Genomic DNA, 15,358 nt, shown 5'->3' with positions numbered 1-15,358 from the left:
CCGGTCACCCCGCATCCGCACGCGGCACGAGCAGCACCCGCGCCGTCGCATCCGGCGCGGTGTCATCCGCCCGCGACCACACCTCGATGCACAGTCCGGTTGGGCACGAGAAGACCGGCCACTCGAAGAGCCCGCCGCGCGGGCCGTAGATCGTCGGCGTGGACGTCGCCGTGCCGATGGGGACCTGCTGGCACTCCACCACCGCCCGCTGCACCCGCCCGTCCAGGCGCAGCGTCGAACCGGCCGGCAGGTAGCCGATGTTGATGTCCGTGCACGCGGCACACGGGTCCAGGTCTCCCTCACAGGAACCGTCCTGGCTGGTCCAGAACCTGACCAGCAGCCGCCGCATGTCCTGCGAGCCGACGCGGACTTCGAGGACCGGCACCGTCTCCAACCACGACGACTGCACCAGTGGCGACACCCCGACCCGGGACCGGCGGAAGTTGTCCAGACCGGTCGGATAGCAGAGCGGCCGCGGCACCGGCGGCTGCGGGGGCAGAGGCGGCGGCGGGCACAGCGGGTCCGCCGCACACGGCTCCGGCTGGAGACACTGCTGGTACACCTGGTCCGGATCGGTGGAGGGCACCAGGTCGCCGCTGCCGAGCGGCACCCAGTCGCCCCCGGTGTCCAGCGGCTCGTGGTAGATCCACGGCCGGCCCGCGACCAAGCTGAAAGTGACCGTGGCCAACACGGCACCATTCGCCAGGTACTGGGTGCCCGTGACCTGCGGGCCGTCCAACAAGCCCACGTCGTACAGGTGCCGCAACTCCCGCTGTCCATCGACCGGGCAGCACGAGAACACACACAGCTCATCGCCGGTGCACGACGGGCACGAGGAACCCTGCACCGCGACGGACAGCCACTCCAACCCGTACGACAGGGCACACTCGTCCGTGGCGATCAGCAGCACCGTGTAGGCGATCTCCCGCTGCTGATGCCGCGCCGCACCGATCATCGCCCCGTCGCCGACGAGCTGCACCGGCGTGCGAGTGATGGTGCCCGAGTCGAAACCGGCGACGGCCAAGCCGAGGATGCCGAGCACATTGCGGGACTCGGGTACGGCCGCGTCGTACCAGGGGGCGTCATCGGTGACCGGGTCGACGTACGGCATGTCCCCGACCGCGGCCGCGATGTCCGGGCAGGGATCGCACTGCACCGGCACCCCTCGCGCGAGCGCGTACGCGGCGGCCCGGGCGGAGTTGACGATCTCCGTACCGGCGAGGTCCATGTAGTCGACCAGCACTGCTACACCCCCGCCGCTCGGGCGATCTGCCCCTGGAGGTGCTGGGCGAGCACCATGGGGTCGGACATGCGGGACTGGATGTTCCAGTTGTTCGTGATCTGCGTGCCGCCGCCGGCTCCCTGCCGCGCGAGGATGTCCAGCAGCCCCGACTCCTCCGCGAGTTGGCGGGCTCGCTGCGGTCGGCTGAGCGGGATGATGACCTCAGGTCCGGCCTCACCGACCAGGCCGACCACGGGGCCGTTGATGATCCCCCCGTTGGCGAATGGCAAGACGTTGCGGACCGCTGACGGCAAGCCCGACTTGATCTTGTTGACGATCGCGGAACCGATATCGCCCATCGCCGCGGCGATCCGCCCGGCCAGGCCGCTGAACATCCCGACCACCGACGAGACCAGCGAGGAAACCGCCGACCGGGCAGAGGATGCCGCCCGCTGGAAAGCCCCGGCGATCACCGAGCCGACCTGCCCCAGCGCGCCGCCGATCCGCCCCGGCAGCCCGCCGAAGAGGCCGGACACGGACGACACCAGGGCCGAGACCTGCGCCCGCGCGGTGTTCCCCGCCCGGCTGAAAACCCCGCCGACCAGCCCCACGACGGAGCCGATGGCGGTGGAGATCCGGCCGGGCAGTTGCGAGAAGAAGCCCACGACCCCGCTGACGAAGCCGCCGACCGCGCCCTTCGTGGCCAACAGGGCGCTCACCAGGCCCGTCAGCACGATCACGATGCCCTTGATGATCGGAACGACGATGTTGATCACAGCCCAGCTCAAGAAGCCGTTCTGCACCTGAAGCAGCCCCACGTAGAGCTGGAGCATGGAGCCGATCAGCGGGGCGATCGCCACCAAGAGCTGCGCCAGCGGCGGGAACAGCGGGATGATCGCCTGCACCAGCGAGGTGAAGGCCTGCACGGTCGGGCCGAGGGTCGGCAGCAGGCCGGTGAGGAACTGCGCGATCAGCGGAGCGAAGGCCTGGACGACCTGGATGATCGCCTGGCCCAGCTCGGTCAGCAGCGGCACCAGGGCCTGCGCGGCCTGCCCGAGCGCAGCGCCGAACTGCTGGGCCACCTCGGTCAATACGGGCAGCAGCGGGCTGAGCGCCTGGAGGATCCCCGCGAAAATGTCCGCCAGCGGCTGAAGCAGCGGGACGACGACGGCGAGCGCGGCGCCGAGTACCGCGCCCAGCAGATCGCCGAGCTGCCCGATGACGGGCACCAGAGCCCGGCCGATCGTGCTGATGACAGGCGCCAGGGCCGCCATGAGTGTCCGGAACGCCGGCAGCACGACGCCCGTGATCACGCTGCCGATCGCGCCGAGGACCTGGAAGAGGACGCCGAGCGCATCCTGCGCGGCCGCAGTCTGGAGGAACCGCGCCAAGCCACCCGTGACTTCGTTCAGGACGGCAAGGGTGCCGCCGCCCTCGGTGGTCATGGCGCTGAAGAACGCCCCGACGATGCTGCCCAGGTTCCCGATGAGCGTGCCAAGCTGCCGGAACACGGTGAGGGCGCCCTCGACCCAGGCGACGGCCTGGCCTCCCTCGGAGACCTGGCTCATCCACCGGCCGAACCGCGTGCCGAGGTCGGCGACGGCATTCCCGAACCGGGTGCCGAAGGCGTCCTGGATGGCGGCGGCCATCTCCAGGAAGCCCTGGGTGACCGGGCCGGTCGCCCGTGCCAGGCCGCTCACGGCGGACCGGGTGCCCCGCAGGATCGTCTGCACCGCGGCGACCCCGCGGGCCGAGGACACGAACGAGAGGGCGGCGGAAGCGGCCTTGCCGAACTCGCCCGCGATACCGGCCAGTCCAGTGCGCAGCGTGCCGCCGAGAGCGACGCCCGCTTCCTTGATCTGCCCGGCGAACTGGGAGAAGAACGCGCCCTGAGTGGCGGTCTTGATCTCGGACAGCCCCGGCTTCAGGGCCCGCAACTCCCGGGCGGCGGACTGCGCTGCCGGTGCCAGCCCCTCCAGCGACTCCTCGAACTTCTCGGCGTCGTCGCCTAGCGCAGCACCGAACGCATCCCCCACGCCGTTCAGCGCGACCGCTAGGGCCGCACCTGCCCCGATCAGGCCCGTAAGTGCTGCGGGCGCCGCAGCGAGGATCCCCAACGCTGGGGCCAGGTCACCCACCAGGGATCCGACCAGAGGGATGAGGGACGCGATGACGAGAGCCAGGCGGGAGAACCCGCCCGCGGCGCCCGACGCTGCCCCGCCACTGGAGTTGAGCTGGTTGGTCAACCGGCCCAGCCCGTTTCGTAGCCCGTCGCCATCGGTGATCACCCGCACCCGCACCGGCGGCGGGTCGAGGCGACGCAGCGCCCGCAGGAATCCGCGGGTGTCCGGGACGACCGGTACCTGGATGGGCCGGATGCCACGCAGCTCCCGCCGCATCAGCGCCGAGAATCGGCGGACGTCTGGCGTCACCGGAACTTGCACCGGTGCCAGCCGCCGTGTCTGCCGGGCCAGTTCGGCGCGGAACCGGGACAGGTCCGGGTCGATGCGGACCTGGGCGCGCAGCCCGCGGATTGCTCGGTTGAGGCGCGCCTGGAACCGGGTCAGGTCCGGCTCGATCTCCACCGTGGCGCGGAGGTTGCGCAGGGTGCGCCGCAGGTCCCGCGCGATCTGCCGACCGGCGGCGCGGCCGGTGTTGCGGACCGCGCGCTGTACTTCGTCGTCAAGCTGCTGCCCGGCGTCCCGCCCCGCCCGCTGCAACTCGCTGCGGAGTTGGGCTGCGTAGGCGGCGGTGTCGCTGGTGATCTGGACGGAGGTACGGCCGACCTGCGGCACGGCGGGCACCTCCGGGCATCAACGCACACCCCGATCACAGGGGTTGTGCGATGCCCGGCCCACCAGCCAGCGGCGTCACGGCAGAGGGTAGAGGCGCGTACGGGCTGGCCGCACTACTCGTCGACGCCGTCGTCCGCCATCGCCGCAATCTGCCGGGACTGCGCCTCCAACTCAGCCTCGGAGAAGCCCTTGGGGACTGCGGCCCGCGTACGGCGCAGCTCGGGCGGCGGATCGAAGATGATCCGCTCCACACGGAACAGGTCCTTCTCCTCCTGGGCCGTGTCGACGATCCACGCCCACACGGCGGAGACGATCCGGTGCCCCGAGGCGGTGTCGACGTCGAGGCCGCGGCGCACGCACCACGCCGACCAGTCCCGCCACCGGTCCTCCGCCAGCGCACACAGCCGCTGCGCGGCCCACCACTCCACCCCGTACACCTCCGGTGCCACACCGAGGACGATGCGCCAGCAGGCGTGCCAGGTCATCGGGTCGCACGGGTCACGCACCCGGCCAGTGACGTACTCCCGGTCCGCGTCGTCCAGGAGGCCAGGCAGCAGGTCGGGCCACTGGCCGGACGCGGCGATGCCCGCCAGGGTGCGCCCGCCGGGCACCAGCAGAGTGACCGTCGTGGTGTCGATGGTGAGCGGCAGCGGCCCCGGGGCGGCGGGGCCGAAGCTCACCGCGGGCGCCGGGCGGCGGTCTTCTTGGCCCCGGCCTTCTTCGCGGGAGCCTTCTTCGCGGCGCGCCGCTGCTCCCGGTTGCCAGCGGCCAGGCCCATCTCTTCCTGGTACGCGACGAGTTCCGGCTCGTAGTGGGCGACGAGCTTCGGCAGCAGGCTGTTGAACAGCTCGTCGACCGACACCGTGTTCTGGGCGGAGCGGGCTTTCACCATCAGCTCGTCCACCGCGGTTTTGTCGAAGCAGTGCAGCAGCGCGTTGCGCAGCTCTGCGAGCACTCCGGCGGCGTCCTCCTGCTCGGCGACCTCTTGCATGTAGGCGATCTGGAGTTGGACCGCGTTGGGGTCGAAGCCGTGTGCTGTGTATCGGCTGCCGTCGCTCAGCTCGACGGTGACCGGCGCCAGCTTGGACGGGTCGAAGCCGCCGGCTTCGGACTTGATCACGAACTCGGTGGCCATGCTGTCCCCTTGGGCGGTGAGTGGATCTGCCGATGACCGTAGGGGTCAGTACCGGACGGTCCCGTCCACCGGACCCGGTGCCACGCTCCGCAGGGCCCGCAGCAGGAACGGCTGCGGCCTCTGCCCCTTCACCTCGCGGGCGAACATCCGGCTGCCGCCGCGGGGTTGCCATGACAGGACCCGGGCCCGCACCGGGCGGATCGGCTGACCGGTCGGGCCGTAGATGCCGGTGCCCTCGTGCACGTAGGCCGCGTACTCCAGGTCTGTGTACACCTCGCCGACCACAGTGCTGCCGCGTACGGCTACCGAGTCGCGGATCGAGGCGCGTAGCTGTCCGTTGTCGACCGGGGCGAGGCGGCGCGCTGCGTTGGCCGTGGCCGTGGTGATGTCGCCGACGATCTCGCGGACCAGTTCGGCCACGGCCGCCTCGTCGATGTCGGTGGTGACCCTGACGCTCATCGCCGCCTCTTCTCCGCTGCGGAGTGGATCCGGGCGATCTCCACCCGGGCCCGCGCCACGACCCCCACCGCCGCCACCAGACACGCGCCCAGCAGCACGAACACGAACGCCGTCGTCCCCGCCATCAGACCTCCACAGTGATCTGCATGATGACCCCGGCACAGCCGCCCTGCGGACCCATCGGCGTCACCGTGCCCGGCCACACCTGCACGTCCTGGAGGGCCTCGCAGCAGGCCACCGCCTCCCGCAGCAGCCGCTGATCGAGGACCAGGCCCCAGGCGTCCGACTCCCGCTGCGCGCAGGTCGGCGCGGACTGCCCGTCCTCGGCGACCACCGCGACGCAGCGGGCGACTCCGACTTCGACGATGGTCTGCATCCGCCAGGTCTGGCACCGGCGCCGCCGCTGCTGGTCAGTGTCGACCGGCTCCTGCCGCACCACCCGCACCCACGCCTGCCCATGCCCGCCGTCGCAGTCGCACGCGCAGAAGTCCTGCGCGGGCTGGTTGCCCCACACCAGGCAGCAGGCGCACGCCGGGCGCCCGCCGTCTGTGAGCGTGGCGCACAGGCAGGCCACCAGGCCGGACAGCACCGGCCCCAACCGCGGGTCGGCCTCCGGCGGGAGGATCACGTCATCGGGCGGGGTGGTCACCGGGTCGCCTCCGGCCGGTAGCGGGCCGCGACCGGGGCCGGCGGCAGATCCAGACTGAACACCGCGCCGAACTGCCGTACCCTGCCCGGGTTCACGAGCTGCACCCAGGACCACACCTGCGGCATGTGTGCCTCCAGCGTCTCGGGCCACGACCCGGGCGGCACGATCTCGTACGCCACGCCCTCGCGGGTCACGCTCTTGGTGCCGGTTGGCAGAGCGCATCCGCCGGTCCCGCCGGCACAGAGCTTGTCAATCTCACACGCGAGCTGGCCAACCGCCCGCCGCCCCGCGGCCGGCACCTCCAGCCCCCGCAGGTAGGTCACGGACAGTGTGCCGGGCTCCGTGTCCGGCAGCCGCAGATCCTGGCACTCCGGCCAGCACTCCCCGCCGGTACGCACCAGGCGGCCGCCGGTCGCCGTGCGGTGCAGCACGTAGCCCTCCGGGTCAACTTCCTGGCCGTCCTGCCGCACCTCCACGACCGAGTGCACCGGCCCCGGCAGGTCGATCACGCACAGCGGCACGCAAGAGCATCCGCTGGGGCCGCAGCCGCACGGCCGGTTGAACCACCTGCCCCCGTCGAGGATCGGCCGGAGCAGACCACCGCCGTACGACAGCGCGGGCGACGGTTCGTCGCAGCCCTTCCGGCACGGCCGCAGAACCTCCTCGCACAGCCCGTACCGGCCCGCCGTCAGCCGCCACAGCACCTCGGTGGCGATCTCCGCCGCAGCCTGCTGCTCCGGGCTCCACTCGGCCGGATCGTCCGGCCAGCCGGGACAGCACGACAGGTCCAGCGGCCACGGACCGCACGGCCCGTCGAGTACCTCGTCCGGCACGCCGGCTCCCTTCTCCGGTAGACCGGGGGCCGCCCCTCGATGCGGCCCCCGGGGCTCGGTTACTTGCGCTTTGCGGAGCGCAGAGCAGCAGCACCACCAGGCGTGAACGTCGTGCTGGCGGTCTCGCCGGACGCGGCCGTGGACGTGGCGGTGATGGTCTGCTCGGTGGTGACAGCCGCGTCGTAGACGTGGCTGGCGGCCGTCGTACCGGCAGCGACCGTCTCGGCTGCCGTGCCGTCGCCCCAGTCCACCGACACTGTGCTAGCCGCCGGGAAACCGGCCAGGGTGATGTTCGCGGTGTGTCCGGTCCCATCGCCCGCGTCCGCGGTGGCGGTCACTGTCGGGGCGGCCGGGGGCGCGGTCGGCGTGAACGTCGCGGTCGCCGAGGTCTCGGCCGTCTGCTCCGAGGTGACCGTGATGGTCTGCTCGGTCCCCGCGGTGCCGGCCGCGTAGTTGTGGGCGGCGGTGCCCGCTCCACCGGTGGTGGCCTGCCCGGTCTCGGCAGCGGTGCCATCACCCCAGGTGATGCTGACGCTGGTGGTGCCAGCCGGGAAGTCCGACCATGTCAGGTCCGCGGCCAGCGGGTTGGTGACGTTGGCGGTGGCCGTGGCGGTCGGCGCTACCACCGGCGGCGCCGGGGTGAACGTCGTGCTGGCGGTCTTCGTGGCGTCCGTGACCGACGTCGCGGTAATGGTCTGCGCGCCCTCGATACCGGCCGCGTAGGCATGGCTGGCGGTCGTGGTGCCCGCAGGCAGGGTCTGGGCGGTAGTCCCATCCCCCCAGGTGACCGTGATGCCGCCGACGGCCGGGAAACCAGTCAGGGTGATCGCGGCGGTACGGCCGGTGGCGTCCGCATCGTCCGGCGTTGCGGCGACGGACGGCTCGCCGACCGGCCCCATCGGGATGCCGACGGTCACCGTGGTGCAGGCGGTGGTGGCGTCACCATCGCATACCTTGATCGGGTACGAGCCGTCAGCCGTGTACGTGTGGGAGGCAGTGCCCTGCTCGGGCCCGGCCTCTACCGGGGACCCGTCGCCCCAGTCAATCGTCGTCGGTCCAGCCATGGATGATGCCTCCTCAGGCGTTGGTGATGGTGAGGACCACGGTGCGGCCCGTGGTGTCGGCCGGATCTGCGGCGGCACTCACCTCGGGCGGCAGGACACCCGGGTCCTGGGCGGGCACGACGATCGCCTCGCGGGTGCGGTACGTGTCGATGTCACCGCGGCGCACCGACACCGTGTAGACGCTGGGAACGCTGTACTTGTGGATCACGGACACGGTGCCGTCCGCCCCGACCGTGATCTCCTCCGGCTCCGTACCGTCGCCCCAGTCGATGAGGGCGGTTCCGTCCGACTGCGACGGCAGCCCGACCGTGGCGGTCACCTCGTACGGGTCGTCCGCGTTGTCCGCGGACAGGGCCAGGGTTGGCTCGTCGGCTGGCAGCGCGATGGTCACGTCCCGGGACGCGCAGATGACCGGAGTCTCCTTGTCGCACGCCTTGATCGTGTAGTCGCCCTCCGCGGCGTAGACGTGCGTGACCCACGCGCCGTCGGAGACTTCCTGCGGCGCGGTGTCGTCGCCCCAGTCGACCATCAGCGGCCCGAAGCCGTGATTGTCCGCCCGGAAACGTACGGTCATCCGGTTCGCCTCGTTGGCGACGCCGGTGATGTACAGGTCCGCCGGGTCCGGAGTGGGCCGGTCCACCGGCTGGCAGCCGCACTCCGGCTCGGGCGGCCGGATCGTGGTCACGAAGAAGCGCCTGGGCGTCTTTGGCCCGACGGGCTTCAGCATCGGCCCCGGGACACCGCCCTGTCCGGCCTGCACGTTGTACGGGCCCCGGCGCCAACCGGAGCCGACCTTCGTGCGCCCGTTGAAGTTGAAGCTGATCGCGTCGTTGCCGATCTCCAGGTCACCCGGAGCACCACCGATCACCCAGGGCAGTAGCAGGTAGCCCCACTGTCCCTGCGCACCGGCGCCCGTGCAGGCGTCCTCGGCAGCGTAGACGTTGGTCCACAGCTCCAGGGCGTAGCCAGTGTCGCAGCGCAGCTCCACCGAGTCGTCCCAGCCGATGGCGTTGCCCTCGGTGTCGCGGTAGATCTCGAACGACGGGTTCATGATGTTCACGAGATCGGGGTCGACCGCGCAGAACTCCATCTCCAGCGAGTAGTACGACAGTTGCTCGCAGGGGGCTTCGTTGATGCAGGTCTGGCCGTTGGCTTTGGTGACCGAGATCGTTTCTCCCTCTTCGGTCTCCGCGCTCATCGACACGGTGACGAAGCCATCGGACACGACCTGGTTGCAGTCGCCGTATACGGGGCGCCCGCAGGCGTCCAGGCGCGTGGCGCGCATCACGACGCCGCGCAGCAGGGAAGGGCACGCCATCAGTTGGTCTCCTTCGACGTGGACTTGCGCCGCGCGGCCTGGCGGCGGGGGGAGGCGAGGGCGGCCGGCTCGGCCGCGGCGGGGGTTGCGACCGTGACGAGGACGGCGGCCAGGTAGCAGTCGTGATCGAGGACGTAGGTGCGCTCCGCGATCGCCACCAACGAGTTCGTGGGCGGCTCGAACGCCTCGTTCACGAAGGACTGGCTACGGCGGGCGGTGACGGTGCCGGTGGCGTACAGCCAGAACTGGCCGCCCGCCGGGTCCGGTTCGCCCGGTGCGGCGGGGTCGTCGTAGTAGCCGCCCCCGAACGCGATCCGCGACTCCAACTCGGTGCGCAGGACCTGGCCCTGCTGCGAGACCAACAGGTCAGCGGTGAAGTACGGCTGCGTCCAGCGGGGGGCGTGCAGCGTCGGCTGCCCGCCGTAGTACAGAGCCGCGTCCGCCTCCAGCGCCCCGAGCGCCACCCGGAGCGCCACCGCAGCCTCGCCCACCGGCAGCCGCGGCTCCTCTCCAGCGAGCTGGAGAGAGAACGCCTTCTCGACCTCCCGCGGCTCCACCAGGCGCAGCCGGGCCATGGCCCGATTCGAAGCGTCCGTGAACGCCACCGGGTTGCACTCAACCCGGGTGTAGACCGTGAACGGGCCGCCGCTCCCTACCCAGTTCAGGCCCTCGGACAACGGCTTGTCGTGAGACGTGCCAGCGTCGAACGCGAACGATAGGGAGAAGGGCTGCGGCCCGGCGCCGGGCACCGTCAGTGTCCCGGTCTGCGGGGCGCTCGCCCCAGTCGCCGTGAACTCGACTTCGTACGTACCCGGCCCGTAGGAAACCGCCGGGCTCTGCGCACCGGGCGCGACCGTGCCGGCCTGCACGACCGTCCCGTCCGGCGCCCGCACCGTGTACGTCACCGGCACCTGGCTGTCCGCAGCGGACGACCACTGCACCGGGTAGGCCAGCGAGAGGCAGGACCCGAAGTCGCCGGCCCCCGCCTCGTAGAGAGAGGTGACCGTCGTGGCCGTACAGCCCGATCCGGCCGGGTAGGTGAACGTCCAGGCGCCGTCGGTGGTATCCAGCGGCGACGATCCGCCCGGCGGCACCTCGACCTGGGTCACATCCCCCGCAGGCGAGGTGACCTCCACTGTGACCGGGCCGGGCAGGGCCGGATCACCGATGAGGACCACGCCGGAGGTGGCCGTGGCCGAGGGACGGGCGATGCGCACGCCCACGCCGGCGCCGGGGGTGGCGGTCAGCGTGGCGGCCTGGACGAGCGGAGGGTTGGGGACGGGGCAGGATCCCTCCACCCGGCCGCCCTGGGCGCACGCATCGGTCTCGTACTCGACACCGCCCATCTGCCACCGGCCATCCGCGGTGATGACCTGGGCGACCGACAGCAGGCCGTAGGTGTAGGGCTCGATCGGAGGCGCGTCGACCTCAACACGCCCAGGGATAGGGGTACTCACAGTGCGCCTCCTGGCGATGGAGGCAGCCCGGACCCCGCCACCAGGGGGGACACCCAACGGGGCCGGGCTGCCGGATCAGGCGGCCGCCGCGCAGGTGGTCGTCTGGAGACCACCGGACAGGCCGTTGGCGCACAGCGGGATCGTCACCACGTAGGAGACGCCGCAGCGCATACACACCTGGATGCCCTCCTCGGTGAAGAGGCTGGTGTACATGTTCTGGGTGAGGCTGGCGTGGTCGTAGACGCCGTCCAGGGTGATGACGTCGGCCTGGAGCTGGAAGAAGCTCCCCGCGCGGTACAGCAGCACCTTGACCTCGTCCGGCCACACGGTCGGGATCGTGGTGCCGCCGAAGCCGGTCGGGTCCTGGTCGGCGTAGGCGTCCTGCCAGTCGTACACCCACTGCGGGTTGACGCCGATGCTGCGGAGATAGGCGTCGATGTCGCCGTCCGCGACCGTCCAACGGCCCTCGATCGCCTGCTTCTTCCGCAGGTCGCTCTTGAGGATCGGCTTCAGCCAGATCGGGGCGAGCATCTCCAGCGTCGCGGTGGGCGAGAGCCGCTCCCGGTAGCGCTGGTAGTAGACCTGCAACTCCAGCATCGACAGGACGGACTCGACCAGGCCAGGCCCGTGCGGGTCAGCGATCGCGGCCTGCGGGTTCGGGGCGCCCGGCGCTGGCATGGTGATCGGAGTCGACAGCGACTCCATCTTTGCGATCTTCCACGCATTCAGCTTGTGCGCGTGGATTGCGAGGACGCCCTCAGTGAACTGCGCGACGCGCTCGGGCCACCCGCGCTCGGTGAGGATCGGGGTGCGCAAGCAGATGCCGTCCACGTCGAGACGGCACTCCAGCATGTCGTCCGGGCACGGGACTTCAAGGCACGGCTTCACCGTGCCCGCGATCGCCTCTTCCTCGGTCTGGTGAAATCCCACCTCGTCCCACGCGCCGAAGATCGCTGCCCAGTCGAAATCGCCTGGGTAGCGGATGCCGCCGCGGCGGGCGGTAACGGACGGCAAGCTGACCATGCCGTCCTGGGTGATGCGCATGTCGCACAGGTCGTAGAGCTGCTCGCTGGGGGCGCACCAGCCGCCCGCGGCGACAAGAGAGCCGCCGTTGAGCTGGGACTCGTCGGTGGCCCGCTTGATGACCTCGTCGGCCACGCTGTCGTCGCGGATCGTGAACTCGGCCGGGACGTTGCGCTTGATGCGGGCGACGCCGACGCGCTGCCGTCCGCCGCCCCGGCCACCGGACGAGATCAGCGGCATCATGCGCTGTTCCCACGCCTGGCCGAAGTCGGCGAGGCTGCTGAGTTGCTGGCCGGTGGAAAAACCGGGGACGTCCGCCGCGGCGACGAGCGTGAACGATTCACGGTCCGTAGACGTGGTTCCGGGCGCGGTGGTGTTGCCGAGACCGAGCGGGACGCGCGGCCGGTTGCCGGATGCGGCGACCGCCACCGGCTCCGGGGCCGGATCGGCAGCGGGCGCAGGTTCGACGGCCGGGGCCGGTTCGACCACCGCAACCGGCTCTACCTCCGGGGCGGTCGGCTCGGGCTCCGGTTCGGCGGGCGCCTGGAGCGACCGCAGTCGGTCCGCGGCCGCGGCGGCCCGGGAGTTCCTGTCGTCAGCGGCGGCCTGGTGCTCGCCCAGGCCCTCGCCGATCGCGGCGAGCTGCTCCAACTGCGCCACGGTCGCGTCGTCGGTGGCGCCCTGGGCGGCGTCGAAGCGCGCCATGATCTCGGCGTGGAGTGCGGTCGCGTCGACCTCGCCGGCGTCGGCGATGGCCTGGCGGACGAGGTCCGCGTGCTGGTCGGCCGGGGCTGCGCTCAGCCGGGCGAGGAGATCGTCAAGGAAGCTCACGCTTCTCCCCCTTCATGTGGGGTGTCGTCGTCAGCTCCCGGCCCACCAGCCAGCGGAGTCGGGCCCGAGGGTACGGGCGTGTACGGGATGCCCTGGCGCTACTGGGGCGGCGCCTGGTAAGGGATCGTCTCGGTGACGGTCCCGGAGCGGTCGACCTTCTCTACGCGCCCCTTGTGACGACGCAGCGAGTTCAGGGCGTCCACCTTGTTCGGATAGTCGACCTTTCCTCCGTTCTGGGGGTAGTGCCGCCAGAAGGTTCCCTGGGCTGTGTTGCCGGTTCGGGTAGCGCGGCCGCCAGAGCGACCGCCGCAATTGCAAGCGATGGTGATCACGTCCTCTGAAGATCAAGGATTGCGGGAGTCCCCAGGCCAGAGGCCTGTGACGTCGTGGTGCCATTCCGAGCAGATACGCCGTGCACGCTCGTCCCCAACGTGCTTGATGAGGAATCGGTGGCAGCGCGTCCAGTCGCCTGGAGTGCCCCACCGGATCCGTGCCGCGCCTGCGCCGCGTTTCCAGTACTCCTCCAGGTTGTTGACGAACGCTTCGTCCGCCTCGTTGATCTGCAAGTTCTGGAGTCGCTGGCGGACGTTGCGGATCCGGAAGGGGGCGAATCCACCAGGGTCGTCGTCTTCGCTGCCGTCGGCGGCGAGGCGGGCGACGTGCGGTGCCCGCAGGCGGCGGGCGGCGGCCTGGACACGCACCTGCTGCACCCGCCCAGCAGCGGCCGCAGCGCGCCCCCTGCGCTCCTGCACCGCGAGGACCTCCTCGGCCAGGGCTTCGACGTCGGCTCGGGACATCGGCAGCGTCGACCCGCTCGGCGCGAGGACGGCGCCGGCTGCGACGAGCGCGTAGTCGCCTTGGTCGCCCCGGCGCCGCTCCGGCACCGGGAATCCCTCGGTGTTCACGGCGAGCGCGGCCACCAGCTCCAGCCCGGCGCCCTCCTGCCGCCAGTCCCCGGAGAACCTGCTGAGGCTGAGTCGGAGGCGCTGCTCATCGGACAGGGTCGGCAGCACGGCCCCGGCGAGCCAGATGCCGCGGGAGTCCTCCCCGGCGCGGACGACGGCGGCCATGGTGCCGGTGTCGTCGTAGTGAGCTGCTGCGGCTCGCCGGTCGCAGCCGAGGGCGGCGTGCCCGGTACCCATGGTGATGAGGCCGACGTCGACCAGGCCCTCCGACGTGGCCAATGGGCGGGAGTTGAACAGGCGGTACTTCGTGCGCGACCGGGGCGGGGTGATGCTGCGGCCGGGGTAGGAGCGGTGGGATACGCCCCATGCGGCCAGGTATCCGCGGAGGCGCCCGTCGTCGTCGACGGTGACGGGCTGGAGGTCGGGCAGGTCCGGGGCACGGAACCAGTCGGTGGGCGGTGTCCACCCGTCGTACCGGAACGCAGCAGCTACCACGGCCCTGTCATCGTCGCCCGCGTCGGAAAGCAACTGCCACGGTGTCGCACGGGCCTCCTCGCGGAGCGCAGGCATGTCGGGCAGCGCGTCGATGTCCCACCAGGCGACAGCTTCTAGCATGTCGCCGTCCGGATCGTCCGGGTTGAGGACGGCCCGATCGTCGGCGTCGGGGTTGATCGCCAGGTTCATCTCCGCTGGCACGGTGGCGACGTAGCCCTGGTAGACGCCGTTCTCCGACCGCCAGCCGTCCACCACGGTCACGGTGTCGGGGAGCACGATGCCGGTCTCTTCAGCGAATTCCCGGAACGCGGCCGCCTCCGGGTCCTCGCCGTCCTCGATACTGCCTCCAGGGAACTCCCACGTCCCGGAGGCCGGATCGTCGTCGTCGAGGGCGCGCTGGATGAGGAGCACGCGCCCGGTGTCGAGGGCTTTCACAGCCAGGCCCGCGTGCGTGGGCGCGCCCTCGTCCTGGCCCTCCGGGTCGTACGGAGCGCCATCGGGCCCGGCCGGCACAGCGTCGTCGTCCGTGCAGTCTGCGGTCTCCCATCCGCCGTCGCCGTCGGTGCGTACGCAGCCCCATGCCGGGTTGTAGCCCACGATGTCGTCACTGTCGCTGTTGCTGTCGTTCTCGGCGAGCGCGATCTGCGCCTCTGGGAAGGCGGGGTGCGCGAGGAGCGACGCGCCCATGATGCGCCAACTGGTGTACATCTCGCCGGTTTCCGTGCCGTCCTCGGCCGGGTCGCAGCCGTCGACCGGGGTCCCGTCCTCGGCGACGCACACGACACGGCCGTCGGCCTGGTCGATGTCGGCAGACACGAAACGCAGGAAGCCGCGGTCGATCTTGCGGGCGAGGGCAGCGCCCTGCGGGTCGTCCACGTCGATGCGGCCGCGGCCCATGACGCGGTGCCCGTCCTGCCACACCTCGTCCAGCGTCATCAGGCCGACGGTCGCACCGTCGTGGCCGGGGCCGGTGACGTACTGCACGGTAACGGGCAGCGGCAGCGGCCGGACGTCGATGTCGGCGCCGTCAGCGAGGGCGAGCATTCGGCCGTCGGCGGACCACTCGTTGACGAGGGCAACGGTGCCGGTCCAGGTGCCGTCCTCGGCGACGGCGACGGTCGCCGGGTCGCCGGCCGCCACGAGAGCGGAGGGCCAGGGGATGAGCATCAGGG

General features: G+C 71.4%; 13 protein-coding genes. All 13 read right to left on the bottom strand.

Annotated features, from left to right (window positions below):
* Positions 1 to 4: 4 nt before the first annotated feature.
* On the bottom strand, positions 5 to 1,243 hold the full coding sequence (locus ACFVST_RS02800; RefSeq protein ID WP_390146182.1) for a hypothetical protein: 1,239 nt from the start codon (positions 1,241 to 1,243) through the stop codon (positions 5 to 7).
* Positions 1,244 to 1,245: 2 nt separating this feature from the next.
* A complete protein-coding gene (locus ACFVST_RS02795) occupies positions 1,246 to 4,017 on the bottom strand; it encodes a hypothetical protein (RefSeq protein WP_390146180.1) in 2,772 nt (923 codons plus the stop codon).
* Between the two features lie 113 nt (positions 4,018 to 4,130).
* Positions 4,131 to 4,697 carry a hypothetical protein gene (locus ACFVST_RS02790; protein WP_390146178.1) on the bottom strand — a complete coding sequence of 189 codons (567 nt, stop codon included), beginning with the start codon at positions 4,695 to 4,697 and terminating at the stop codon, positions 4,131 to 4,133.
* On the bottom strand, positions 4,694 to 5,152 hold the full coding sequence (locus ACFVST_RS02785) for a hypothetical protein (protein ID WP_390146176.1): 459 nt from the start codon (positions 5,150 to 5,152) through the stop codon (positions 4,694 to 4,696). Before ACFVST_RS02785 ends, ACFVST_RS02790 begins: the two co-directional genes overlap by 4 nt.
* Before the next feature lie 45 nt (positions 5,153 to 5,197).
* Entirely contained in the window at positions 5,198 to 5,611 is a 414-nt protein-coding gene (locus ACFVST_RS02780) for an HK97 gp10 family phage protein (protein ID WP_390146174.1), read from the bottom strand.
* Entirely contained in the window at positions 5,608 to 5,736 is a 129-nt protein-coding gene (locus ACFVST_RS02775; RefSeq protein WP_390146172.1) for a hypothetical protein, read from the bottom strand. The genes ACFVST_RS02780 and ACFVST_RS02775 overlap by 4 nt, the downstream gene beginning before the upstream one ends.
* Positions 5,736 to 6,260, bottom strand: a complete 525-nt coding sequence (locus ACFVST_RS02770) for a hypothetical protein (RefSeq protein ID WP_390146171.1) — start codon at positions 6,258 to 6,260, stop codon at positions 5,736 to 5,738. Before ACFVST_RS02770 ends, ACFVST_RS02775 begins: the two co-directional genes overlap by 1 nt.
* Positions 6,257 to 7,093, bottom strand: coding sequence for a hypothetical protein (locus ACFVST_RS02765; RefSeq protein ID WP_390146169.1), 837 nt, complete (start codon positions 7,091 to 7,093; stop codon positions 6,257 to 6,259). The genes ACFVST_RS02770 and ACFVST_RS02765 overlap by 4 nt, the downstream gene beginning before the upstream one ends.
* A 59-nt stretch (positions 7,094 to 7,152) precedes the next feature.
* Complete coding sequence (locus ACFVST_RS02760; protein WP_390146167.1) at positions 7,153 to 8,157, bottom strand: hypothetical protein; 1,005 nt, start codon at positions 8,155 to 8,157, stop codon at positions 7,153 to 7,155.
* Between the two features lie 13 nt (positions 8,158 to 8,170).
* Positions 8,171 to 9,475 (bottom strand): hypothetical protein, encoded by a 1,305-nt coding sequence (locus ACFVST_RS02755; RefSeq protein WP_390146165.1) that lies wholly within the window; start codon positions 9,473 to 9,475, stop codon positions 8,171 to 8,173.
* The gene (locus ACFVST_RS02750; protein WP_390146163.1) at positions 9,475 to 10,932 is read right to left on the bottom strand and encodes a hypothetical protein; all 1,458 of its coding nucleotides are present in this window, start codon (positions 10,930 to 10,932) and stop codon (positions 9,475 to 9,477) included. The genes ACFVST_RS02755 and ACFVST_RS02750 overlap by 1 nt, the downstream gene beginning before the upstream one ends.
* A gap of 75 nt (positions 10,933 to 11,007) precedes the next feature.
* A complete protein-coding gene (locus tag ACFVST_RS02745; RefSeq protein WP_390146161.1) occupies positions 11,008 to 12,786 on the bottom strand; it encodes a major capsid protein in 1,779 nt (592 codons plus the stop codon).
* 344 nt (positions 12,787 to 13,130) lie between these two features.
* Complete coding sequence (locus ACFVST_RS02740) at positions 13,131 to 15,353, bottom strand: NUDIX hydrolase (protein WP_390146160.1); 2,223 nt, start codon at positions 15,351 to 15,353, stop codon at positions 13,131 to 13,133.
* Positions 15,354 to 15,358 lie beyond the last annotated feature (5 nt).

The organism is Streptomyces sp. NPDC058045, assembly GCF_042885635.1.
Classification (GTDB): Bacteria; Actinomycetota; Actinomycetes; order Streptomycetales; family Streptomycetaceae; genus Streptomyces.
This window is presented reverse-complemented; position numbering and strand designations above follow the sequence as displayed.

Coding starts and splice junctions, on each gene's coding strand:
- ACFVST_RS02755 (WP_390146165.1), bottom strand. CDS start 9,475: ATGGCGTGCCCTTCCCTGCTGCGCGGCGTCGTGATGCGCGCCACGCGC.
- ACFVST_RS02785 (WP_390146176.1), bottom strand. CDS start 5,152: ATGGCCACCGAGTTCGTGATCAAGTCCGAAGCCGGCGGCTTCGACCCG.
- ACFVST_RS02740 (WP_390146160.1), bottom strand. CDS start 15,353: ATGCTCATCCCCTGGCCCTCCGCTCTCGTGGCGGCCGGCGACCCGGCG.
- ACFVST_RS02760 (WP_390146167.1), bottom strand. CDS start 8,157: ATGGCTGGACCGACGACGATTGACTGGGGCGACGGGTCCCCGGTAGAG.
- ACFVST_RS02775 (WP_390146172.1), bottom strand. CDS start 5,736: ATGGCGGGGACGACGGCGTTCGTGTTCGTGCTGCTGGGCGCGTGTCTG.
- ACFVST_RS02780 (WP_390146174.1), bottom strand. CDS start 5,611: ATGAGCGTCAGGGTCACCACCGACATCGACGAGGCGGCCGTGGCCGAA.